Source organism: Halorubellus litoreus (assembly GCF_037081675.1).
Lineage (GTDB): Archaea > Halobacteriota > Halobacteria > Halobacteriales > Natrialbaceae > Halorubellus > Halorubellus litoreus.
The window spans coordinates 383,262-406,444 of sequence record NZ_JAZAQL010000001.1 but is presented as its reverse complement, the minus strand read 5'-3'; the positions used below and the strand labels follow the sequence as shown (position 1 = coordinate 406,444).

The 23,183-nt window shown below is 68.9% G+C and carries 23 protein-coding genes; 7 read left to right on the top strand and 16 right to left on the bottom strand.

Annotated features, from left to right (window positions below):
• Window positions 1–196 precede the first annotated feature (196 nt).
• From VYJ16_RS02095 to VYJ16_RS02085, 3 genes are all read right to left on the bottom strand, one after another.
• Complete coding sequence (locus tag VYJ16_RS02095) at window positions 197–658, bottom strand: DUF7313 family protein (RefSeq protein ID WP_336348665.1); 462 nt, start codon at window positions 656–658, stop codon at window positions 197–199.
• Window positions 659–682: 24 nt separating this feature from the next.
• Window positions 683–1,471, bottom strand: coding sequence for an NAD(+)/NADH kinase (locus tag VYJ16_RS02090; RefSeq protein ID WP_336348664.1), 789 nt, complete (start codon window positions 1,469–1,471; stop codon window positions 683–685).
• 106 nt (window positions 1,472–1,577) lie between these two features.
• A complete protein-coding gene (locus VYJ16_RS02085) occupies window positions 1,578–2,900 on the bottom strand; it encodes a M28 family peptidase (protein ID WP_336348663.1) in 1,323 nt (440 codons plus the stop codon).
• A gap of 219 nt (window positions 2,901–3,119) precedes the next feature.
• Here VYJ16_RS02085 and pdhA point away from each other — a divergent pair, with 219 nt between their 5' ends.
• Window positions 3,120–4,181 (top strand): pyruvate dehydrogenase (acetyl-transferring) E1 component subunit alpha, encoded by a 1,062-nt coding sequence (pdhA, locus tag VYJ16_RS02080; protein ID WP_336348662.1) that lies wholly within the window; start codon window positions 3,120–3,122, stop codon window positions 4,179–4,181.
• Between the two features lie 43 nt (window positions 4,182–4,224).
• Here pdhA and VYJ16_RS02075 read toward each other — a convergent pair whose 3' ends face one another.
• Together VYJ16_RS02075 and VYJ16_RS02070 are read right to left on the bottom strand one after the other, a co-directional pair.
• Window positions 4,225–4,524, bottom strand: a complete 300-nt coding sequence (locus VYJ16_RS02075) for an MTH865 family protein (RefSeq protein ID WP_336348661.1) — start codon at window positions 4,522–4,524, stop codon at window positions 4,225–4,227.
• A gap of 93 nt (window positions 4,525–4,617) precedes the next feature.
• A complete protein-coding gene (locus VYJ16_RS02070) occupies window positions 4,618–5,106 on the bottom strand; it encodes an Lrp/AsnC family transcriptional regulator (protein ID WP_336348660.1) in 489 nt (162 codons plus the stop codon).
• Between the two features lie 191 nt (window positions 5,107–5,297).
• On the opposite strand from VYJ16_RS02070, the gene VYJ16_RS02065 reads away from it, so the two are divergent.
• From VYJ16_RS02065 to VYJ16_RS02050, 4 genes are all read left to right on the top strand, one after another.
• Window positions 5,298–6,239: a DMT family transporter gene (locus VYJ16_RS02065; protein WP_379761984.1), complete on the top strand. Its 942-nt coding sequence runs from the start codon at window positions 5,298–5,300 to the stop codon at window positions 6,237–6,239.
• A 97-nt stretch (window positions 6,240–6,336) separates the two neighbouring features.
• Window positions 6,337–7,401 (top strand): M42 family metallopeptidase, encoded by a 1,065-nt coding sequence (locus tag VYJ16_RS02060; RefSeq protein ID WP_336348658.1) that lies wholly within the window; start codon window positions 6,337–6,339, stop codon window positions 7,399–7,401.
• A gap of 102 nt (window positions 7,402–7,503) precedes the next feature.
• Window positions 7,504–8,073 carry a plastocyanin/azurin family copper-binding protein gene (locus tag VYJ16_RS02055; RefSeq protein ID WP_336348657.1) on the top strand — a complete coding sequence of 190 codons (570 nt, stop codon included), beginning with the start codon at window positions 7,504–7,506 and terminating at the stop codon, window positions 8,071–8,073.
• Between the two features lie 180 nt (window positions 8,074–8,253).
• Window positions 8,254–8,616, top strand: a complete 363-nt coding sequence (locus VYJ16_RS02050) for a hypothetical protein (protein WP_336348656.1) — start codon at window positions 8,254–8,256, stop codon at window positions 8,614–8,616.
• 45 nt (window positions 8,617–8,661) lie between these two features.
• Here VYJ16_RS02050 and VYJ16_RS02045 read toward each other — a convergent pair whose 3' ends face one another.
• The 3 genes from VYJ16_RS02045 to VYJ16_RS02035 all read right to left on the bottom strand — a co-directional run bounded on the left by VYJ16_RS02045 (window position 8,662) and on the right by VYJ16_RS02035 (window position 12,264).
• A complete protein-coding gene (locus tag VYJ16_RS02045) occupies window positions 8,662–10,287 on the bottom strand; it encodes a TrkH family potassium uptake protein (protein WP_336348655.1) in 1,626 nt (541 codons plus the stop codon).
• Window positions 10,284–11,621 (bottom strand): Trk system potassium transporter TrkA, encoded by a 1,338-nt coding sequence (gene trkA / locus VYJ16_RS02040; RefSeq protein ID WP_336349654.1) that lies wholly within the window; start codon window positions 11,619–11,621, stop codon window positions 10,284–10,286. Before trkA ends, VYJ16_RS02045 begins: the two co-directional genes overlap by 4 nt.
• Before the next feature lie 118 nt (window positions 11,622–11,739).
• Window positions 11,740–12,264, bottom strand: coding sequence for an SRPBCC family protein (locus VYJ16_RS02035; RefSeq protein ID WP_336348654.1), 525 nt, complete (start codon window positions 12,262–12,264; stop codon window positions 11,740–11,742).
• A 143-nt stretch (window positions 12,265–12,407) separates the two neighbouring features.
• Between VYJ16_RS02035 and VYJ16_RS02030 the strand changes: the two genes are divergently transcribed.
• Together VYJ16_RS02030 and coaBC are read left to right on the top strand one after the other, a co-directional pair.
• Window positions 12,408–13,841: an NEW3 domain-containing protein gene (locus VYJ16_RS02030; protein WP_336348653.1), complete on the top strand. Its 1,434-nt coding sequence runs from the start codon at window positions 12,408–12,410 to the stop codon at window positions 13,839–13,841.
• A 98-nt stretch (window positions 13,842–13,939) separates the two neighbouring features.
• On the top strand, window positions 13,940–15,145 hold the full coding sequence (coaBC, locus tag VYJ16_RS02025; RefSeq protein ID WP_336348652.1) for a bifunctional phosphopantothenoylcysteine decarboxylase/phosphopantothenate--cysteine ligase CoaBC: 1,206 nt from the start codon (window positions 13,940–13,942) through the stop codon (window positions 15,143–15,145).
• Between the two features lie 533 nt (window positions 15,146–15,678).
• On the opposite strand, the gene VYJ16_RS02020 is transcribed toward coaBC, so the two are convergent.
• The 8 genes from VYJ16_RS02020 to mbhE all read right to left on the bottom strand — a co-directional run bounded on the left by VYJ16_RS02020 (window position 15,679) and on the right by mbhE (window position 23,129).
• Complete coding sequence (locus tag VYJ16_RS02020) at window positions 15,679–16,500, bottom strand: helix-turn-helix transcriptional regulator (RefSeq protein WP_336348651.1); 822 nt, start codon at window positions 16,498–16,500, stop codon at window positions 15,679–15,681.
• A 156-nt stretch (window positions 16,501–16,656) separates the two neighbouring features.
• Window positions 16,657–17,076: a monovalent cation/H(+) antiporter subunit G gene (gene mnhG / locus VYJ16_RS02015; protein WP_379761981.1), complete on the bottom strand. Its 420-nt coding sequence runs from the start codon at window positions 17,074–17,076 to the stop codon at window positions 16,657–16,659.
• A gap of 2 nt (window positions 17,077–17,078) precedes the next feature.
• Window positions 17,079–17,396 carry an MrpF/PhaF family protein gene (locus tag VYJ16_RS02010; RefSeq protein WP_336348650.1) on the bottom strand — a complete coding sequence of 106 codons (318 nt, stop codon included), beginning with the start codon at window positions 17,394–17,396 and terminating at the stop codon, window positions 17,079–17,081.
• A complete protein-coding gene (locus tag VYJ16_RS02005; protein ID WP_379761979.1) occupies window positions 17,389–18,021 on the bottom strand; it encodes a Na+/H+ antiporter subunit E in 633 nt (210 codons plus the stop codon). Before VYJ16_RS02005 ends, VYJ16_RS02010 begins: the two co-directional genes overlap by 8 nt.
• A gap of 131 nt (window positions 18,022–18,152) precedes the next feature.
• Window positions 18,153–19,802 (bottom strand): complex I subunit 5 family protein, encoded by a 1,650-nt coding sequence (locus VYJ16_RS02000; protein ID WP_336348648.1) that lies wholly within the window; start codon window positions 19,800–19,802, stop codon window positions 18,153–18,155.
• Window positions 19,799–20,194, bottom strand: a complete 396-nt coding sequence (locus VYJ16_RS01995) for a sodium:proton antiporter (RefSeq protein ID WP_336348647.1) — start codon at window positions 20,192–20,194, stop codon at window positions 19,799–19,801. Before VYJ16_RS01995 ends, VYJ16_RS02000 begins: the two co-directional genes overlap by 4 nt.
• Window positions 20,191–20,679: an MnhB domain-containing protein gene (locus VYJ16_RS01990; RefSeq protein WP_336348646.1), complete on the bottom strand. Its 489-nt coding sequence runs from the start codon at window positions 20,677–20,679 to the stop codon at window positions 20,191–20,193. The genes VYJ16_RS01995 and VYJ16_RS01990 overlap by 4 nt, the downstream gene beginning before the upstream one ends.
• Complete coding sequence (mbhE, locus tag VYJ16_RS01985) at window positions 20,676–23,129, bottom strand: hydrogen gas-evolving membrane-bound hydrogenase subunit E (RefSeq protein WP_336348645.1); 2,454 nt, start codon at window positions 23,127–23,129, stop codon at window positions 20,676–20,678. Before mbhE ends, VYJ16_RS01990 begins: the two co-directional genes overlap by 4 nt.
• Between the last annotated feature and the right edge of the window lie 54 nt (window positions 23,130–23,183).

Genomic DNA, 23,183 nt, shown 5'->3' with positions numbered 1-23,183 from the left:
TCGTCGTCGGTCGCGTGGTGGAGGTCTCTGATTTGCGAACGGCCGGGAGCGTGTCGAGGGAGGTGTTCGGTCGCGTACGGCGGTTACTGTTGGCGGAGTGGGTTCGTAGGAATGGCCTTCGTAGGTCGGGTTCCGGCGGCGGTGCTCGGGTGCGGGGTCGTGCGAGGAGAAGAACGGCGTCGAGGTGGTTGCGTGGTCAGATGATCTGGGAGAGTCCCTGGACGAACACGTCGAACTCGTTCGCGAGCTGGAACGTCGCGTACGCGAGGACGAGCAGGGACGCGAAGAGCGCGCCGTTGGGGCGCCGAACGGATTTGTCCTTGCGGAGGTCGACGCTCCGCGTCTCGAACTCGAAGAAGTCCGTGAGGAACATCCCGAGGACGAGCATCGTGAGGACGACGCCGCCGTGCTGTTCGTAGGTCGTGTAGTAGAACGTGGTGAGGATGAGGACGACCGTCGAGGCGGTGTGCAGCGGGTGGCGGGAGGCGGTCTCGACGTCCTCGTCTTCGGCTTCGCTGACGTTACGCTGGTACGCGAGGATGCGCGTCGCCATGTTGGCGAGCACGAGCACGACCAGCAGGTACTTGACGAGTTCGACGCCGAGCACCTTGCTGGTGAGGATGGCGTCGAGGGGTCCGAACATCGTCGCTGGGTCCATAGGTCAACCTGTGTGGTTGAGCCATTAGTGCTTTTCCAATGCGTGCGGCCACGGCCCGGTGCTCTGGGGGGTGACGGCGATGGTGAGCGAGTCGTCGGGGGTGGCTTCGACGACGTCGCCGTACCCGATGCGGGTGACGTGGGTGTCGTCGATGCGGAGGGAGACGTCGCCTTCGTCGCGTTCGACGGTGAGGGTGACGTCGTCGTCGGGGACGACCCAGTCGTCGGCGTTCGTCGCGAACGGCGCGATGGGGACGGCGGCGAGCACGCCGGTGTGTGGGGCGACGACGTGGCTGCCGGCGGCGCGCGCGTACCCCTGGGAGCCGGCGGGTGTGGCGAGGACGACGCCGTCCGCGCGGAACTGGCCGACGACGCGGCTCGAGGCGGTGAGCGTGTACTCGCTGATGCGCGCGGGTTCGCTCGTGACGAGGGTGACGTCCGCGAGTGCGCGGACGGGGTCGGTTCCGGGCGCGGTCACGGCGAGTGTTCTGCGCGTCGTCGTGCCGTGTTCGCGGGCGACGAGCGTGACGATGGCGTCGGCGGCGTCGGCGGCGGGGACGCTGCGCGTGCTCGGGTCGGTGTCGACGGGGAGGACGGGTGCGGTGACGTGTGCGCGGACGTACTCGACGAGTGCTCGGTCGCCGGGGGCGACGGCGGCGTCGAGGTCGGTGGCGGCGAGTGCGGGGGCGTCGTCGACGACGGGCGTGCCGCCGGCCCGCTCGACGGCGGCGGCGAGCGCGGTGACGTCGGGTGCGTCGGCGGCGGTGGCGTCGACGATGCCAACGACCGCGTCGGCCGTCGTGGACTCGTCCATACTCGGGGGTTGCGGTGGGGTGACCAAAAACCCTGCAGGTCTCGCCGCCGCGCCGTCGGCGAGTGTGCGTTCAGGAACTCGTCGCGTGACGGCGCGGGACTCGGCGTCAGTCGTCGTACGGCCAGTCGCCGGTTATTCGCATGCCTTCGGCCTGGTCCTCGTCTTCGAGTTGCGCGGCGATCTCGTCGGGGTCGCGGTGCTCGATGGTGGTATCGTCGCTCGCGAGTTCGACGGCGAGTTCCGCGAGGACGATCCCCTGTTCGCGGAGGTCGCGCTTCTCGAGTTTGTCGAGGGTATCGGCGTGCGTGTGGCCCCAGCCGCGGCCGTCGCCGGGGGTCTTCCCGTAGACGTGCGTGCCGGGGACGCCCCATTTGACGAACGGCCAGTGGTCGCTGTGCGGGCCGAGTTCGGGGGTGACGTACGCGGGGTGGCCCATGCGGTCGGCGACGTCGTCGATGGCGTCGGCGAGTTCGTCGAAGCCGTGCGCGTAGAACCCGAGGTCGCGGCCCTGACAGACGCCGTCGAGGTTCAGGACGGCGGCGACGTCGTCGTGGTCGGCTCGCTCGGCGAGGTGCGCGGAGCCGACGAGCCCGACCTCCTCGGCGCCGAAGCAGACGACGTGGACGCGCGTGTCGAGGTCGTTCTCGCGCTTCGCGAGTGCGTCGACGACCTGGACGACGGTGGCGGTGCCGGCGCCGTTGTCCATCGCGCCCTCGGCGATGTCGTGCGCGTCGACGTGACTCGTCAGGAGGAGTTCGTCGTCGCTGTCGGGGCCGAGCGTCGCGTGGACGTTCTGGCTGGTGGCGTCCTCGATGGCGGCGGTGACGTCGACGTCGACGATGTCGCCGTCGGCGCGTCGGGCGATGCGTGCGCCGACCTCGGCGGAGACGCCGACGGCGGGGATGTCGCCGACGGGGTCGGCGTCGGTGCCGACGCTCCCGGTCGGCGGGAGGCAGCCGTCGACGTGGTTCCGGTAGACGAATGCGGCGGCGCCGGCCTCGACGGCGTGATAGTACTTCTCGCGGCGGTGCAGGTAGCGGTCGTACCACTCGGGGACGTCCGAGCGCGCGAGGACGACCTTGCCGTCGAGGTCGGCGTCTTCGAAGTCCCGCGGGAGGCCGTACCCGAGGTCGACGAGTTCGCCGGACGCGGTCCCGCTCGGCGACCGGGGGAGCGCGATGACCTCGTGGCGCTGGTCGTACGTCTCGCCGGCGGCGTCGAGACTGCTCGTTCCGCGCTCCCAGCCCTGGATGTCGAACTCGGCGAGGTGGGCGTCGCGCGCGCCGGCGTCGGCGAGGGCGTCCCGGGTCGCTTCGGCTGCACGGCGTTCCCCGTCGCTGCCTGCCATGCGGTCGCCGATGTCGACGAGTGTCTCCAGGTGGTTCCAGCCGACGTCGCTCGTGAACGTCTCGCCGATCCAGTCTGTCATTGGCTCTCACGAATCGACGGCTCGTGTTAGGGTTTCCGGCTTGCGAGTCCGTGGCTCGATTCGACGATTCGTCAATATTGCCACGACCTGAAGCCGCAACCGGCCGATAAATCCGAGATGAGTTTAAGTACTCGGTGATAATTTCATGAACGAATCTGTTTGAGGCGATTCTTTATTACCCGTGCGGGTGATTGTCCGATAGACCCTCAGGTGTCACCAATGTCGAAGGCTGACAACATCGTTCGCGTCATGTCCCCGGGCGGCTCGCAGGTCACCGACCACAGCGTCTCCGCAGAGCGTGCACGCTCGCTCTACGAGACAATGGTACTCGCCCGGACATTCGACGAGAAAGCAGTCAGCCTCCACCGACAGGGCCGCATCGGGACGTACGCGCCGATGGCCGGCCAGGAAGCGGCGCAGATCGGTGCGGTCGCGGCGATGCCCGACCGGGACTACCTGTTCCCGACGTACCGCGACCACGCGATGTTCCTCCAGCGCGGCGTCGACCTCCGCGAGGTCTTGCTTCACCTCTCCGGCGAAGGGAACTACATCGACCACGAGGACCCCGCGGACCTGACGACGTTCCCCATCACGATACCGATCGCGACCCAGCTGCCTCACGCGGTCGGCGTCGGGATGGCGGCGAAGTACAAGGGCGACGACGTCGCGAGCCTCGTCTCGTTCGGCGACGGCGCCACGTCGGAGGGCGACTTCCACGAGGCATTGAACTTCGCGGGCGTCTTCGAGACGCCGACGGTGTTCTTCTGTCAGAACAACGGCTACGCCATCTCGGTGCCCCGGGAACGCCAGACGGCGAGCGCGACCATCGCCCAGAAGGCCCAGGCGTACGGGTTCGACGGCGTTCGCGTCGACGGGAACGACGTGTTCGCGGTGTACGACGTCGTCTCGGAGGCGCTCGAGAACGCCCGGAACGGCGGCGGGCCGACGCTCGTCGAGGCGGTGACCTATCGGAAGGGCGCGCACACGACGACGGACGACCCGTCGAAGTACCGCGACGAGTCCGACGCCGAGGACTGGCGGCTCGAGGACCCCCTGGACCGCGCGCGGACGTACCTCGAGGAGGAGTTCGGGTGGTCGGAGACGGACGAGGCGGCGACCCAGGAGTGGGCGACGGAGACCGTGCGGGAGGCGGTGGCGGCTGCAGAGGACCACACGGGCCTGGACCCCGGCGAGATGTTCGAGCACGCGTACGCGGACATGCCCGCGCACCTCCGCGAGCAGCGCCGGCAGCTCGTGGACGAACCGCAGGTCGACCACTGATAGCGGACCTCTTCTGGGCGGCTGCCCGGTCGGTGGGCGCGATTCAGAGTAGTTCTTCTTCGCGGAGTCCGGCGACGACGTCGTCGACGAGCGCGTCGAGCGACTCGTAGGGGAAGTCCTGGTACGGTTCGAGTCTGACGGCGAGTTCCATCGCGGTGAACCGGCGGTCGCCGACGGTGACGCGTTGGCTGTGCGGGGCGTCGACGGCTGCGGCGACGGCGAGCTGGTCCTCGACGGGGAAGGCGACGTCTGCGAGGACGACCGCGAGCCGCTGGCGAACCGCGCGTTCGGCGGCCTCGCGGTCGCGCTCCACCGAACTCCACTTCGTTGCGTCCTCGGGCACGCGCTCCCGTACGCGTGCGGTGGACTTTATGTCTCGGCGTGCGTCGCCGGTCGGTCGCCGGTCGGTCGAGCGTCGCTGGTCGGTCGTCGGCTGTCAGTCGTCGTCGGTGAGCGTGGCGAGCAGGGTCTCCATGCTGTAGCTGCCGAGGGCGCGGGCGTCCTCGTGGAGTTCGTCGATGACGTACGTGGAGTTGGTGCGTTCGACGGCGTCGACGGTCTCGAAGTCGCGGATGAGGCGGCCGACGTCGTCGCCATCGTGGAGGCGTGCGATGGCGACGTAGTCGGTCTCGCCCATCGTCGAGAACAACTGGGTGACGCCTTCGATGGCTTCGATGTCGTCGGCGACGTCCTCGTGGCTCCCGGAGTAGTCGGTGAGGACCTCGAGGATGACGGTGACGCCGAGGCCGAGCGCGTCGAGGTCGAGGTCGTAGCAGTCGTTCTCGATGACGCCGGCTTCGCGGAGGTTGTTCAGCCGGTAGTGGATGGTGGAGACGGGGATGTCCGTCTCTTCGTGGAGTCGTTCGGGGCTGCCGGTGCCGAGTTCGCTGATGGCCTTGAGGAGGCGCACGTCGCGGTCGTCCATGCGTCGACGGTCGCACGCGACCGACTTCAGCCTCCCGACCGGTTCTTCGCTCGGATAGAATCCAGAATATCGATAAAATTCGTAGTTTCGTACAACTCCTGTGTCGAGAGCAATTCACAATTCTGGTTCTGGAGTTCGAGTTGCAACGGATTTTAATACTACCATCGGCTGGCGTTGGATAGCAACCAATGATATCGCAGAAGTTCTGGAGAGCACTCCCAGACACGAGCCTGTTGTTCGTATCGCTCGCAATCCTCTGGGGGACGTCGTTCGTCGCCATCGAGGTCGGCCTCCATCACGTCCCCGCGCTCGCGTTCGCCGCGCTCCGCTACGACCTCGCCGGCGTCGTCGTCCTCGCGTACGCCGTCACCGCGACCGACCGCTGGCGACCCCGCACCCGGACCGAGTTCATGAGCGTCCTCGTTCCCGCCGTCTTCGTGTTCGGCGCGTACCCCGCGCTCCTCTACGTCGGCGAGACGTACGTCTCCGGCGCCGTCGCCGCGGTCGTCGTCTCCCTCTCCCCGGTCCTCACCGCGGGCGTCGGGAGCGCGCTCGACCTCGAGGAACCGCTGACGACGACCGGCCTCGTCGGCGTCGCACTCGGCATCCTCGGCGTCGCCGTCGTCGTCGACCCGAGCCCGGGCGCGCTCGACGGCAGCATCGTCGGCGTCGCGCTCGTGCTCGCCGGCACCGCGTGCTTCGCGCTCGGGAGCGTCCTCGCACGCCCGTTCGACGCCGGCCTCCCGAAGCCCACGACGCAGGCGTGGGCGATGGTCGGCGGCGCCATCGGCCTCCACCTCGCCAGCCTCGCGCGCGGCGAATCCCTCGCCGACGCCACGTGGACGACCGAGGCCATCGTCGCGCTCGGGTTCCTCGCGCTCGCCTCGGGCGCCGTCGCCTTCCTCGTCTACTTCGAGCTCCTGGAACGCATCGGCGCAACCGAACTCACGCTCGTCTCCTACCTCGAACCCGTCGTCGCCGCGCTCGTCGCCTGGGCCGTCTTCGGGAACGTCGTCGACGCCACGACCGCCCTCGGGTTCGTCGTCATCTTCGTCGGCTTCGCCGTCCTCAAACGCCACGCGCTCACCGACGTTCTCGCCACGGTCCGTCGGCGCGTGCACGTCCGCACCTGACCAGGGTCGAACCACATTCCCTCGCGCGCCCCGCCGTGAACCGGCGACGCCCTCGCCGTCCTATCGGTTTTTGTGCGCGGGCGACGGATGGGGAGTCATGACAGCCTTCGACTTCGACGAGTCGCTGCTCGTCGAGCTGACCGAAGCGCACGGGGTACCAGGGTACGAGGACGCGGTCCGCGACGTCGTCCGCCGCGAGTTCGCGGCCGCGAGCGCGGTCGACGAGGTACGCTCGGACGCGATGGGGAACCTCGTCGGCACCATCGAGGGGAGCGAGAATCCCGACTACGAGGTGGTCGTCGCCGCGCACATGGACGAGATCGGGTTCATGGTCCGGAACGTCGACGACGACGGGTTCCTGCAGGTGGACGCGCTCGGCGGCTGGGACCCCGAGGTCCTGCGCGCGCAGCGCGTCGTCGTCCACACGGACGACGAGGAGCTCCTGGGCGTCATCGGCTCCATCCCCCCGCACTCGGGCGGGAGCGACGACGACGACGAACGCGGCGTCCACGACGTCGACGTCGACCTCGGCCTCCCCGCCGACGAGGTCCGCGAACGCGTCGCGGTCGGCGACCGCGTCTCAACCACGCAGACCACCGAGGTCGTCGGCGACTGCATCAACGGGAAAGCGCTCGACAACCGCGTGAGCGTGTTCGCGCTCTGCGCGCTCGCCGACCGCCTCGACGACCCGCCCGTCACGGTGCACCTCGCCGCGACCGTCCAGGAGGAGGTCGGGTTGCGGGGTGCCGAAGCCATCGGCGTCGACCTCGCGCCCGACCTCGCACTGAACCTCGACACGACCGTCGCGAACGACGTCCCCGAGACCGACGACGACAAGTACGTCACGAAACTCGGCGCCGGCGCCGGTATCAAGTTCAAGGACTCGAGCGTCATCCCGAACCGGAAGGTCGTCGACCGCCTGCGTTCGGTCGCCGCCGACCGCGACGTCGCCGTCCAGCACGAGGTCCTCCCCGCCGGCGGCACCGACACCGCCGGCTTCCAGCGCTCCTCCGGGCCGACCCCGGTCGGCGCCATCTCGTTCCCGACGCGGTACCTCCACACGCCCGTCGAGAGCGTGCACGGCGACGACGTCGCCGCCGCCATCGACCTCGCCGACGCCTTCCTCGACACCGAGACCGGCGCCCACGACTACACGCTGTAGGTCGGGCGCGACCGCACCGGACGGACGAAGCACCGACTCGCCGCACGGAACCGCCGTGCGCGAATCGAAGATTTCAGTACGGGGCTCCCCTAACCACCGGGTATGGACGAAGACGCTACGGACACGCCTGTCTCGCGCCGGCAGTTCATGACGGCCGTCACGGGCGCGGCCGCGGCCGGCGCTGCGGGGACCGCCGCCGCACAGGAAGGCACCGAAGGCGGGGGCGGCGGTGGCGCGACCGAAGAGGTCGTCGTCGGCCCCGGCGGGTCGCTCGTGTACGAGCCCGCCGACCTCGAGATCGCGGTCGGCACGACCGTGAACTTCGTGTGGGACTCGGACAACCACAACATCGTCGTCGAGAACCAGCCCGACGGCGCGGAATGGGAGGGAACGGAGGGCCCGGCGTCGAAGACGTACGACACCGGCCACGAGTACTCGCACACGTTCAACACGACCGGCGACTACGACTACTTCTGTCAGCCCCACGTCGGCGCCGGGATGGAGGCCAGCATCAGTGTCGTCGAGAGCCTCGAACCTGCCGGGTCGAGCGGCCCGGTGCTCCCCGGGAGCGCGAAGACGCTCGCCGTCGCCGGCACCGCCGCATTGCTCTCCGTGCTCTCGATGGCGTACTTCTTCATGCGGTACGGCGGCGACTTCGAGACGCCGGAGTAACCCCGTCGTCGCGGAACGCCGACCCCGGCGCATCCACGCCATCCGTTTTCACGTCGTCGCTACGACTCTCGTTCGCACGACGTCGCGTCCGCCCGCCAGCGGTGTCCGCGGACGCGGCCTCGGGACCCGCCGGTCGGTTCTGCCGGTAGATTGAGGAGGGCAGCGCCAGCAGACGGAGGCATGCCCGGTGACGTCTCCGCGTTCAAGCGCACGTACGGCCTCGCGGCGGTCGTCCTGTTGGCGCTCACCGCCGTCGCCGTCGGCGCGATGGCGTTCACGGACGCGATGGTCGAAGCCGCCGCCGTGCTCGCCGTCACCGCGTCGTCCACCGCCGCGGTCCTCGGCGTCGGTGCCGTTCACCGACCGCGCGCGTTCCTCACCGTCTTCGGCGACGCCGACGCCGCCGAGCGCGAGCGGGTCGTGCTCGCCACGCGCGTCTCCGGCGTGTTCGCCGTCGCCGTCTCGCTCGTCCTCGCCGTCGCTGGCATCGAATCGCTCCTCGCGTACCGCGACCTCGCAACGACGGCGACAGCGATCCCGTGAGCGAGCGCGCCCGGTGACCGCGCCCCGAAAAAGCCGCGTTCGCGGTCAGGACGACCAGTACCCGCGCGTCAGGAGTACGAGCACCGGGAAGATCTCGAGGCGGCCGATCCACATCAGGACGACCATGAACACCTTCGCCTCGATAGTGAAGTCGATGTAGCTCCCCATCGGCCCGATGAGTTCCAGGCCCGGCCCGATGTTCCCGAGCGTCGCCGCAACCGCCGTCATCGCCTCGATGACGGACAGCGGCGCGGGTTCGGCCATCACGGCCGCGTCCGCGACGAGCACGAGCGTGGCGACGAAGAAGATGGCGAAGTACAGGAGCGTGAACCCGTAGATGCCGCGGATGGCGCGCTCGTCCAGCGGCTTCCCCGCGAGCCGCACGGGCCTGACCGCGTCCGGGTGAACGGTCGTGAACAGCTCGCGACGCAGCGACTTCAGGATGACGAGCCACCGCACGATCTTGATACCACCACCGGTCGACCCGGCGGACCCACCGATGAACATCGCGAACACGAGCACGTACCGCGCCGAACCGTTCCACGCGTTGAAATCCATCGTCGCGTACCCCGTCGTCGTCACGAACGACACCACCTGGAACGTCGCCTGCCGGAGCGCTCCCTCGACGTCACCGAATATCGGGAACGTGTGCGCGATCGGCCCGGCGGCGACGCCCTTGTCGGCGTAGTGCGGTGCCGTCGACGCCGTCGCCGGCCCGGACAGCCCCGGGTCGAGGTAGATGAACGCCGCGGCGACAGCCGCGAGGACGCCGATGACGCCGGCGTACGCGCGGAACTCCGCGTCCTTGAGGAGCTTGTCGACGTTCCCCTTCGTCGCGTGCCAGAACAGCGCGAAGTTCGTGCCCGCCGCGACCATGAACGGGATTATCAACCACTGGACCGCCGCCGAGAACGCCTCGATGGACCGCGCCTCCGGCGAGAACCCGCCCGTTGACATCGTCGTGAACCCGTGCGCGATGGCGTTGTACGCGGTCATGGCCGGTGCCGTTCCCGCGACGTGCAGGCCGTAGAGGAGGAGGACTTCGAGGGCGGTGATGCCCGCGTACGCCACCCAGAGCGCGCGCGCCGTCTCCGCGATGCGCGGCGTGAGCTTCTCGATGCCCGGGCCCGGCGCCTCCGCGTCCATCAACTGTGCGCCACCGACCGATAGCTCCGGGAGAATGGCGACCGCGAGCACGACGATACCCATCCCGCCGAGCCACTGCGTCATCTGTCGCCACATCATGAGCGCTCGCGTGTGACTCTCGAAGGAGATGTCACCCATCACGGTCGCGCCCGTCGTCGTGAACCCACTCATCGTCTCGAACAGCGCGTTTTCCGGGTGATGGAGCGTCGTGTCTGTGGTATATGTCAGCGACCCTCCCTGGAACGCGAGATGTTCGAGGAGGTACGGCAGTGCGCCGACGACCGACACCGCGAACCACGTCGCCGCCACCATCAGGAACCCCTCGCGCGCACCGATGTCCGGGTCGTCGTCGAGGCGTTCCAGGACGGTGCCGACGCCGACCGCGACCAGCGCCGTCACGACGAACGGGACGATCGTGCGCGGGTCGTAGAGCAACCCGGTGACGATGGGGACCAGCAACGCGACCGCGAGGTACTTCGTCACCCGGCCGACGAGCGAGACGCTCGCGCGCCAGTCCACCTTCATAGCTGCGGCGTGACCTCCTCCAGTATCGACGTCTCCGCGAACACGACGACGTGGTCCCCGGGTCTGACGACCGTATCACCGCGCGGCGTGATGAGTTCGTCGTCACGCGTGATTGCACCGACGACCACGCCCTGGGGGAGGTCCGCGGTCGCGTCCGCGATGGTGCGGTTCGCGAGCAAGCTCTCGTCGTCCACCTCGATCTCGAGGACCTCCGCGCGGTCGCTCTCGATGATCGCGACGTTCTGCGTGTGCTCCTCGCGCGTGAACCGCGTTATCTCCTCGGCGGTCACCTCCCGCGGGTTCACCGCCACGTCCACGCCAACGGTCTCGAAGACGTCGACGAACGACCCGTCCTCGACGACCGCGACCGTCCGCTTCGCGCCCAGGCGCTTCGCGAGCAGACTCACGAGGAGGTTCTTCTCGTCCGAGGACAACGCCGCGACGACGAGGTCCGCGTCCGCGACGTGCTCGCGCTCCAGGAAGTCGATGTCCGTCCCGTCGTTCTCCAGGACGACGCTCCCGACGAGTTCCTCCGCGAGTTCGCGAGCGCGCTCCGGGTCTCGCTCGATGACCCGCGGCGTCACGCCCTGCGCTTCCAGCAGTCGCGCCGTCTGATACCCGATCTCGCTCCCGCCGACGACGTACACCTCGTCGGAGCTCTCCAGGCCGTTCGTCGGCGTCAACTCCGACGCGAACAACCGACAGCTCTCCGGACTCCCGATGACGACGACCTTGTCACCCGGCTCGATGAGCGTGTCACCACGCGGAATCTCCACGTCGCCGTTCCGGAGGATGGCGGCGAACGTCAACGACTCGAAGCGGTCCGCGGACTCGACGGTCTCGTTCGCGAGCGTGCTCTCCTCGGTCACCTCGAACTCCGCCATGCGGACGCGTCCGCCCGCGAACGAGTCGACGTCCTGCGCGCCCGGCAGGCCCGCGATGCGGACGATGGTCTCCGCGGCGAGCAGGTCCGTGCACACCATGAAGTCGACGCTGAACGCGCCCTCGGCGCCACGCCACGTCGTCAAGTAATCGGTCTTCCGGACGCGAGCGACCGTGAACGCGTCCGAGACGGTCTTCGCGGTGGCGCACGCGACGATGTTCGCCTCGTCGCTGTCCGTGCTCGCGATGAGCATGTCCGCGTCCTCCACCCCGGCCTCCTTGAGCGTCGCGAGGGACGTCCCGTCGCCCTCGATGGCGAGGACGTCCAACTGGTACGTGATCGCTTCGACGCGCTCGGGGTCGGTGTCGACGACCACCACTTCGTGCGCGTCAGCGAGCCCGCTGGCGATGTTCGCACCGACCTCGCCAGCACCCACGACCACCACTCGCATCACGCGCTCACCTCGTACATAATCGGGGCGGACGAACGGCCCGAACAAGAGGGTTGTCATGCGCGCGTCGCGGCGCCTGCTGCGCGCTCGCGGCCGTTCGCGGGCGCTCGCGGCGCATTCAGCCGTCGCTCGACGTCGTGTCGACGTCCAGGTCGACGCGCCGTCGCTGCCCTTCGAGGTCGACGACGACGCGCTCGACGATGTTGGTCGCCTCGCGCTGGATCTTCGGTTTCACCTTCTCGACGACCCAGGACAGCGAGACGAACCGCGGCAGGTCGATGTTCCCGACCGTCGCGGAGTCCGGGTCGTACTCGACGAGGAACCGGACTTGCGTCGCGACGTCCTCGCCGTCCGGCGGGTCGACGGATTCGACGAACCAGTGACCGGTCGCGTCGATGTCCTTCGTGATACGCCAGTCGATGCGTTCCGGCGGGTGCGTCTCGGTGACCTCCGAGTGCGCGGTGTAGGTGAGTTTCCACCACGCGAACGTGAGGTCGTATCGCGTGCCGGGGCCGCCGTCGCCGCGCTGGCCGACGCGCTTCATGTGCTCGGAGTACGCGGCGTACCCGGGGAAGTCGAGCAGGAACTCGTACACTCGCTGTCTGTCCGCGTACACGACGGTCGTGACCTCGACTCGCTCCACGACCGTACTGACGGCGGTCCGGAGGTAAACGTTTCGTCGCCGAACCTCGCTCGAACTCGGCTCCAGGGCCGAAAATTCAAGCCAGTAGAGCCTGCACGGAAAGATATATTTGTCGCGCTACGGTATAATTGGAGTAACTACTAATGAGAAACAAACGTGGCGTTCGCGTGCTCGTCGTGCTCGTCGCCGCCCTCGCCGTTACCGGGCCGGTCGCCGGTGCGGTCGACGGGACTGGCGCGACGAGTCCGGTGAACGAGTCGACGGACGCGTCCGCCGTCGACCTCGCGCTCTCGATATCCGCCGGATCGACGGACCCGGGCGGGACGGTGACGGTGACGTTCGTCGTCGAGAACACCGGTTCGACTGCGGCGTCGTCCGCATCCCTCCAGGCGCGGTTCCCGCCGACGTGGTCGGTGCAGAGCCATTCGGACGACGGCGCGAACTTCGCGGGACGCGGCGTCGGCTGGCAGTTCGAGACGCTGGAACCCGGTGCGAACCGGACTGTCTCCGTCACGATGCAGGTCCCGGAGGACCACGACGGAAGCGACCTGACGCTGCGCGCGCAGGTCGGTGACCGCGAACGGAATACGGCCAGTGCCAACACCACGATAGTCGTCGGCGAGAAGGACGGCGGCGGCGACGACGACGACGGGTCTGGCGACGATGGGTCCGGTGGTGACGACGGGTCCGGTGGTGACGATGGGTCCGGTGGTGACGATGGGTCCGGTGGTGACGATGGGTCCGGTGGTGACGACGGGTCCGGTGGTGACGACGGGTCCGGTGGTGACGATGGGTCCGGTGGTGACGACGGGTCCGGTGGTGACGACGGGTCCGGTGGTGACGACGGGTCCGGTGGTGACGATGGGTCTGGCGACGACGATTCCGGTGGTGGACTGGACGGTGGCGACGACGGTAGCGGTGACGATGGTGGGAGCGGCGATGACGACTCCGACGACGGTGGACTCAGCGGCGGTGACGACGGAAGTTCCGACGACGACGCTCCGGAGTCGGGTGACGGCTCGAAACCTGACGACGGTTCGAAGAAGGGTGACGGCTCGAAGTCCGGCGACGGTTCGAAGAAGCCCGATGGCTCGAAGTCCGGCGACGGTTCCAAATCGGGTGACGGCTCGAAGTCCGGCGACGGTTCCAAATCGGGTGACGGCTCGGAGTCGGGCGACGGCTCGAACTCCGGGTCGGAGGGGACGTCCGGGAGCGACGACGGCGACGGTGGACTATCCGGCGGGAGCGACTCCGAGGGTGGAGACGACTCCGCGTCCGCGGACGAACGCTCGGGCGCGAACGACGAAGCCGGCGAGGATTCCTCGACCGAGGCCGCCGGTGACGCCGGCGCTTCGAGCGACGAGGCATCGAACGCGGACAGCGGCTCCGAGTCGACGAGTCAGGACGTGAACGCGGTCCTCGGTGTCGGCGGTGCGGACGACGGATTCGATCCGCTCTCCGTGCTCGACCCGATCTCGAAACCGATCGACGACCCGAAACGACAGCACTTCGACGGCGTGTTCTCGCTGCTGTCCATCGGTTCGATCGGCGTCCTCATCTCGCGTCGATTCCGCTGACCGCCCGACCGGTCACGGCGCGACCGACCGTGCACGGTCGTTCGGGCGCGGGTTCGGTATCGGGTACGCTCTTGTGTGGGGCACTCCAATCGCGTGGTATGACTGCGGAGTCGGACGAACCGAAGCGACGAGACGATGGCGCGCTCGCCGGCGTGAACGTGGCGCTCGGCGTAACGGGGTCGATTGCAGCGGTGAAGACCGTCGAACTCGCGCACGAACTCCGCCGGGAGGGTGCGAGCGTTCGAGCGGTGATGACCGAGAGCGCGACGGGAATCGTGCATCCGTGGGCGCTCGAGTTCGCGACCGAGCACGACGTCGTCACGGAGATCACGGGGAGCGTCGAGCACGTCGCGCTCTGCGGGCGCGACGAGTGGGCTGACGTCCTCCTGATAGCGCCGTCGACCGCGAACACGGTCGGGAAGATGGCGAGTGCGGTCGACGATTCGACGGTGACGACGTGCGCGACGACCGCGCTCGGCACGGGCCTGCCGGTCGTGGTGGCGCCCGCGATGCACGAGCCGATGTACGACCATCCGGGGGTGCTCGACGCTATCGACACGCTCGAATCGTGGGGGGTGTCGTTCGTCGACCCGCGCGTCGAGGAGGGGAAGGCGAAGATCGCGACCGAGGAGGCGATCGTGCTCGCGACCGCGCGTGCCGCCGGGGGTCGGCCGCTCGCGGGCGAGCACGTGGTGGTGACGTCGGGGGCGACGAGCGAGCGCGTGGACCCCGTGCGCGTCCTCACGAACCGGTCGTCGGGGAAGACGGGCCGTGCGCTGGCGCGAGCGCTGTACGTCGCGGGTGCGGACGTGACGCTCGTGCATCCGGACGGCGACGTGCCGTACGCCTCGGTCGTGGACGTGGAGACGGCCGCGGAGATGACCGACGCGGTCCTGCGAGTGGTCGAGGACGAGGATGCGGACGCGCTCGTATCGGTTGCCGCGATATCGGATTACACGGTCGCGAGCGCGGACGAGAAGATCCGGAGTGGTCGCGAGGACCTGTCGCTCGAACTGGAGTCGACGCGGAAGCTCATCGATACCGTGCGCGACGCACACCCGGACCTCCCTATCGTCGGGTTCAAGGCCGAGACGAGCGGCGACGATGCGGCGATGGTCGAGCAGGCCAGGGAGACCCTCGAGCGCGCGGGCCTCGCGTTCGTGGTGGCGAACGACGCGAGCGTCATGGGTGCCGACGAGACGCGCGCGCTCCTCGTGCACGCGGAAGGGTACGCTGCGTTCACGGGGTCGAAGGCGGCGCTCGGGCGAGAGGTGGCGGCGGCGCTCGCGGAGGTCCTCTCGTAGCGGGCGTGGACGGACTCGACGAGGTCGCGCTCGCGAACCCCGATGGCGTTGATAAATCAGGAACGTTGAGGGGGTGGGGGTCCGTTGTGTCCGCGTAGCAACTAGCAGGCCCTGCAACCAGTTAGCTAGGTGGTGACTGCCGTGCGTTGTCTTCGCATGGACGGTGGTGACGGGAGGGACGTGGTCTCTCGCGGGCGTCGACCGCTCGACCGGAGACGGAGCGACCTCCCTGGACGCGGCCCCGTTCCGCCCCCCGACGACGAGCTGACGGCAACGACGCCCACGTCGCCTGTCTCTCTCCGGCCGGAGCCACCACTCCCCAGTGGTCGTTCGAGCCCATCCTCCGGCCGGGTTCTTTGCGGTTAGTCACCCACCAACCGTTGTCCCGCGGTCGATACCCTCGACGTCGACTTGCGCGAATCGTCGACCGCGGCCATCCCACCTCGGTAACGTTCTCCCGAGTCGCTCGAGTTGCCATCGTCGAGTCGTCACTCCCGACCAGGGGCTTGCGCGGAGCGACCGGTCGCAACCAGTTACTGCGAGTCGACGAGCGTCGCGTCCTTGCGAACGTCCTCGTAGACGCCACGCGCCCACGTCGCGGCGTCCTCGCCAGACAGGCGGACGAAGCTGGCGATGTGGCCGCGGTCGGTGTACGTCGTCACGCCGACGTTCGGCGTGCTGTCCGGGAGGAGGTACAGTCCCACCGGTGGGGTCTCGTCGACGTAGTGGACGGTCGATGGGCCGGCGAGCACCTGCTCGCAGACGGCGGGGTACTTCGCGGTGAGCGCGTCGACGTCGTCGTTCTCGATGACGACGTCGCACGTCATGTCGCCGCTACGGAGGTCGTCGGCGACCGCCTCGAAGCTCCGCGGGTACGTGAGTCCGGGGAGGCCGGTGACGTGCGTCGCGTCCTCGACCCACGTCATGAACGCGTCCAGTGGCGCGGTCGGACTGGTATCGGTCGTCACGACGGACGCGGTCGCCATCACGCACGGTGGCGGCGCCATCGACTCGGGCACGGCTTCGAGCAGCGGACGGGCTTCGTAGAGGTGCTCGGTGGTCTCGACGGTCATCTGGAAGACCGCCGCGACCTGCGCGCCGAGTGCCGTGAGCTCGTATCCCTCGTGCGTTCGGGCGACGACACCGTGTTCGTTGAGTTCCCGCGCCCAGTTGTAGACCGTCGACTTGGAGACGTCGAGGTCCTCGGCGAGCGTTCGTTTGTACTTCGGGCCGTCTCGAAGCGAGCGGACGAGCGTTCGCGACTTCGCGAGCGCTCGCAGCAGTTCGTCGGTCGGCGGGCTCGACTCGGTCGCCGGTTCCGTCTCCCTCCCAGTGTCCACCGCTCGCTCGGGCATACGCTCATTTAACTGTTGTTGCAGCGATAAATTAGTTGCGGCAATGGCGGTATTCACCCGTCTCCGGGGGTGCACTCCCGAAGGACACGCTCCCGTGGTGCGTTCGCCCGCGACACGACCCCGGGTCGGTCGTCGCCGCGGCGTGCTCGCGCGCGGTCAGTCGTCGCGCGGCCAGGTGACGGTGTCCTCGAACGGGATGCCCATCTTCTGGGCGGCGCGGCTTATCATGTGCGCGCCGGTCGGCGCGGTGATGAACAGGAACGCGACCGCGACGAGCGCCGCGAGCCCGGACCCGTCACCGCCGAAGTACAGGAAGCCGGCGAGGAGCATCGACGACGCGCCGAGCGTCGTCGCCTTGCTCGTCGCGTGCATCCGGTTGTAGACCGACGGCAGGCGGACGAGGCCGACGACGCCGACGACGAGGAAGAACGTGCCGACGGCGACGAGCGCGACGACGAGCGCGGCCTGGATCGGTCCATTGAGACTCGCGGACCCGCCGGCTGCGAGCGGGACCGCGTCCGCGCCGGTCGTCGAAGGTGCGATGCCGTCGATTGCGTTGGGGAGGGAGGCGAGCATGGTCATTCGATGATGTCTCCTTCGGTGACGAACCGCGCGACCGCGATGGTACTGATGAACCCGATGATGGCGAGGACGAGCGCCACGTCCACGAACAGGCCGCGACCCGTCCACATCGCGTACAGCGCGGCGATGGCGACGACGTTCGTCCCGATGGTGTCGAGCGCGACGACGCGGTCCGGCGTCGACGGGCCCGCGACGACGCGGTACGCCGAGAACAGCGTCACGGCGGCGGCGACGACGAGGCCGAGACCGATGACGTCGTGCGCGAGTCCGCCGAGCGGTTCGTTCGCGGCGAGCGCGACCCCGAGGTCACGCATCGTCCTCACCTCCGGCGTCCTCGTCGCGTTCGTCGACGTCGGCCGACCAGGCGTCGACGCCTTCGTGCTCGACGGTCGCGTCACCCTCGGGTTCCGGAACCGGACTCCCGGGGTCGCGGCGTTCGTCGAACATCACGAGCGCGAGGTCCTCCCACGTCCGGATCGGGTCGACGATACTCGACGGGTCGTCCGCGGCGATGGCGTGCACGTACAGGCTGTTCCGTTCGGCGTCGTAGTCCATGGTGAGGGTCCCCGGTGTGAGCGTGATGGAGTTCGCGATGGTCGTGATGGCGAGGTCTGTCTCGACCCGCAAGGGCACTTCGATGACGTCCGGGTCGATCGGCATCGACGGCGAGAGGACGCGGTACGCGACGTCGACGTTCGCCGTCAGGAGTTCCCAGAGGAACACCGTCGCGTACTGTAGTGCGGCGAGGACGGCTCGCGGCGTCCGGACGAGCACGGGCGTCGGACTGAAGAACCGCCGGAAGAGGAAGGCGATCGGGATGCCGACCGTGAGTCCGATGAGGAACTCGCCGAGCGCCAACCCGAGGACGAGCTCGCCGCCTTCGGCGATGTCGACGCCGCGGACGAACAGCCAGAGGACGGCGAACGCGAACCCGAGCAGCGGCCAGCGCCGGGGCGCGTCGTCGCTTAGGTCCTCGCGCGGCGCGGTGTTCGCTGGTTCGTCGGGTGCGTCGGCGGCTTCGGCCGCGTCGCTGCCGTCGCGCACATCGCTGTCGTCGGGTGCGTGGTCGTTCATGCGTGCCCACCTCCGCTGGTGGCGCTACTGGTAGTGTCTGGGTTCACGGCGTCGACGTACCCCTGCGTGTCGAGCGCCGCGGTCGCGCCCTCGATGGCGGCTTCGAGCACGGGGTCGAACGCGACCCCGACGCCGACGACCGCGAGCGCGAGGACGACCACGACCGCGACCTGCGTGCGGTTCGTGTGCGTCGCGTCGACGACCTCCGTGGGCGTCCCCCAGAAGCCGCGGTTCCACGCTCGCGTGACGTACGTTATCGTGAGTATCGCGCCGGCGAGTGCCCCGCCGAGCGCGAGTTCGCTCCCGGCGACGACCGCGGCGTCGAACACGAGGAACTTCCCGAAGAACCCGACGAGCGGCGGGATGCCGACGAGGCCGATGGCGGCGACGAAGAACCCGCCGGAGAGCACGGGCGCGCGCTCTGCGAGCCCGCCGAGGCGGTCGAGGCGCGAGGTGCCCGTCGCGTCGTGGATGGCGCCGCTCGCGAGGAACAGCGCGCTCTTCGCGAGCCCGTGATTCAGCGAGTACACGAGCGCGGCGGTGACGCCGAGCACCGCGAGACCGCTCACACCTGCGACGTCACCGTACGGTGCCGGCGCGTCGACGCCCGCGACGATACCGAACGCGGCGAGGGCGAGCGGCAGCACGATGAACCCGACCTGACCGACGCTCGAGTACGCGAGCAGGTCGTCGATCCGGTCCCGGTTCACCGCCGCGACCCCGCCGAGGAGGATGCTCGCGATCGCCATCACGAGCAGGACCGGGCCGAAGTACGCGAGCGGCCCGGACCCACTGAGTCCGGGGAGCGCGAGTTCGCCGAGGTCGGCGGGCGCGAACACCGTGAAGTACAGGCGGATGATGGCGTAGATACCGACCTTCTTGACGACACCAGCGAGTGCCGCCGACACTGGTGCGGGCGCGGCGCGGTACGCCGCGGGCACCCACCAGTGGAACGGGACGATACCCGCTTTGAGCGCGAACACGACGAACAGGACGACCGAGAGGCCGAGGACGGGCGCGAGCGTCGTGATACCGAACGCCGCCGGGTCGGCGAGCCGTCGCGCCATGTCCGCCATGTTCAGCGTCCCCGTCGTCGCGTACAGGCCGCCGATGGCGACGAGCATGAGCGCGCTCCCGACGAGGTTCAGGACGACGTACTGGAGCGCGGCGCGCGTGTGCTCGGGCCCCGAGTAGAAGACGACCAGGACGTAGCTCGACATCAGCATCACCTCGAACCACACGAAGAGGTTGAAGATGTCGCCGGTGAGGAACGACCCGGTGACGCCGACGAGCATGAAGTGATAGAGCGGATGGAAGCTCACGCGCTGCCCGACCTCGTCGACGTACGCGACCGCGAACGCGAGCGCGGCGACGCCGACGAACGAGCCGAACGCGAGCATGAACACCGAGAGGTCGTCCGCGACGATCGTGATACCGTAGGGCGCTCGCCAGTCCGACAGCTGGTAGACGAGCGTCCCCTCGGCTTTCACGCGAGCGAAGAGGTACGCGACCGCGCCGAGGTACGCGACGCCGCCGAGCACGGAGAGCGCGCGCTGGACGCGCAGCGACCGGTGCGCGAGCGCGGTCAGGATGGCGGTCCCGAGGACGACGAGCAGCGGTGCGATGACCGCGACCGGCGGACTCATTCGTCGGCACCTCCGTCGGTCGCCACCGCACCGTTCGTCTCCGCTTCCTCCGTGCCGTCAGCGAGTTCGAGCATGTCGATGGTGCCGTGTTCCTCGTACGTGCGGTACGTGAGGACGAGCGCGAACGCGGTCGTCCCGAACCCGATGACGATCGCGGTCAGGACGAGCGCCTGCACGAGTGGGTCGACGGTCGCCGGCGCATCCGCCCCACCGGCGGACACGAACGGGACCGCGCCGCCGCCGAGCGAACTCATCGTGATGAGGTAGACGTTCGCGGCCTGCGAGATGATGCTCACGCCCCAGACGACGCGTACCACGTCGCGCCGCAGGACGAGGAACGTCCCGACGGCGAACAGGAACCCGAGCACGGCCGCGAGCACGACTTCCGTCATTCTGCCCCCACCACCGAGACGATGGCGAGCAGGCCGCCGACGACGACGAGGTACACGCCGAGGTCGAACGCGAACGCGCTCGCGAAGTGGAACTTGAACAGCGGTTTCACGTCGTACAGCCAGTCGTGCTGGCCGAGGAACGCGAACCCGGTGTCGGCGAAGAACATCGCGACGACGCCCGCGCCGGCGGCGACCAGCAGGCCGAGCGCGAACATCGTGCGGTAGTCCGCGGCGAGCGCCGGTCGCGGGATGCCGAAGGCCGGTTCGACGTCCCGATGCAGGAGCGTGTCCTGCACGTAGTCGACGCCGAAGATGACGTAGATGAGCGCGAACCCGGCCGCGGTCAGCACGCCCGCGATGAACCCGCCACCGGGGAGGTTGTGCCCCTGGAGGAGGAGCGCGATCGCGGTGACGAAGATGATGGGGGACACGATGCGCGTCGCGGTTCGCGCGATGACGGTCGTGTCATCTCCATAGCGACTCATTGCGTCTCACCTCGCTCCCGCAGGGCGATGAGTGTGATGATGGAGAGCGCGGCCATCGAGACGACGGCGATCTCGCCCATGGTGTCGAACGCTCGGAAGTCGACGAGGATGATGTTGACGATGTTGCTTCCACCGCCGTCGGGGTACGCGCGCTCGACGAAGTACGTCGCGATGGAGTCCGGTCGGGTGGCGGTCGCGAGCAGGACGGTCGTCGCGACGGTCGCGCCGACCGCGACCGAGAGGACGCCGTCACGGAGCGCGGTCGACCGCGTCACGTTCCCGTAGAACGCCGGGAGGCGGTCGAGGACGAGCAGGAAGATGACGAGCAAGAGCGTCTCCACGACGAGCTGCGTGAGCGCGAGGTCGGGTGCCTTCGAGAGGATGTAGAAGATGGCGATCATGAACCCGAGGATGGAGAGCGTGAGAACGCCTGCGACGTGCGAGTTCGCGCGGACGACCATCGCGGCGCCGACGCCGGCGAGCGCGAGCACGAGCCAGGTCGCGAGCTTCGGTGGCGTCACGGGGAACAGTTCGTCGATGGGGAGCGCGACGGCGACCTCCGCGGCGGCGTACGCGCCGAGCGTGAGGACGACGAACGCGGCGAGCGTCCACGTCGCGTACGTCCGCAGGCGCCGCGTCTGCACGGCCTCGCGGACGCGGTCACTGAACGGGTTCGCGCCGTCGGTGAGGCCGTCGTAGTAGTAGTTCGCGGTCAACGGTCCCGAGATGAGGTCGTCGAGGCGGTCGTGGAGCGCGTCGTACTCGGTGTACGCCGCCGCGCCGAGGACGATCGTGATGGCGCTCATCGTCGCCGCCGGCAGGGTCTCCCGGGAGGTCGGCAGGTGGTACGTGAACTCGCTGCCTTTCGCGACCGCGCCCGCCGCGCCGCTCGCGGCGACCGCGTGCGCGCCACCGCCGAGTTCGCCGCCGGTCGCCTGGATGACGCTCGCGACGAACGTCTCGAGCGGTTCCAGGTGGACGCCGAACGTCGCGGTGACGCCGCCGAGGCCGACGACCGCGGCGAGCGTCGCGAGCAACGCCGGCGGGCCGAGCATTATCGCTGGTGGACTGTGGACGTGCCCGAGCGCGTCCGGTTTGTCGCCGAAGAACATCGCGACGAACCGGATGGAGTACAGGAACGTGAAGACGCTCCCGAACACCGCGACGACTGGCACGAGGAACGCGACGCCGCCGTGCACGGTCGCGTACTCCCACGCGGCCTTGAACAGGAACTCCTTCGAGTAGAACCCGTTGAACGGCGGGACGCCCGCCATCCCGAGGCCGGCGATGACCGCGATACCGGCCGTGATCGGGAGGTCCTCGCGGAGCCCCCCGAGTTCGTTCAGCGCGCGCGTCCCGGCCTCGTGCGCGACGATGCCGGCGACGAGGAAGAGCGCGGCCTTGAACAGCGCGTGATTCACGATGTGGAAGGCGCCGGTCTCCGCGCCGTAGAACGACGTGAACCCGAACCCGGCGATGATGAGTCCGAGGTGGGAGGCCGTGGAGTACGCGAGCAGTTCCTTGATGTCCGTCGCCGCGACCGCGAGGATGGCGGCGACCGTCATCGTCAGCAACCCGAGTGCGACGAACGCAGCCGTCCACTCCTCGCCGCCGAGGAGCGGCCGGAGGCGCCCGACGAGGTAGACGCCGGCTTTCACCATCGTCGCGGAGTGCAGGAACGCCGACACCGGCGTCGGGGCCTCCATCGCGTTCGGCAGCCAGATATGAAGTGGGACCTGCGCGGACTTCGCTGCCGCACCGATGCCGACGAGCGCGACCACAGGCACGAGCAGGCCCTGCTCGGCGAGCGCGGCCTGCATCGCCGCGGCGTTCTCCGGCATCAGGATGCCGCCGTCGCCGAACAGCGCCCACGTCGCCGACCCGAGCGCGTCCGCCGACACCGCGTGCAGGACGAGGAAGCCCGCGAGCATGAACAACCCGCCGGCGACCGTGATGAGCATCGACTTCCGACTCGCGTACAGCGACGGGCCCGCGCGCTGGTAGTGCCCGATGAGGACGTACGACGACAGGCTCGTCAACTCCCAGAACAGGAAGAGGACGATCATGTCCGCGGCGAACGCCACGCCGAGCATCGACCCCATGAACGCCAGCAGCGCCGCGTAGTACTTCGCCTGCCCCGACTCGTCGTGCATGTACGCGCCGGAGTAGGTGAGGATGAGGACGCCCACGCCGCTCGCGAGCGTCGCGATGAGCAGCGAGAGGCCGTCGACGTAGAACCGGAGGGATACGTCGAGGGCGGGTATCCACTGGACGCTCGCCGCACCGTGGGTGCCGAAGAGGCTCGCGACCAGTCCGAGGCACGCGAGCGCGACCGCCGCGGCGTAGTACGCCGTCCGTTCGCCCAGGAACCGGTAGACGAACGGGGTGAGTGCGGCGGCGAGGAACGGCAACCCCACGACGGCAAGCAACGTCGCGAGATCTACAGCCATGTCTAGTCCCAACCCGGCACGTTCCGGACTTAATACTTCTCAAACCCGACGCCT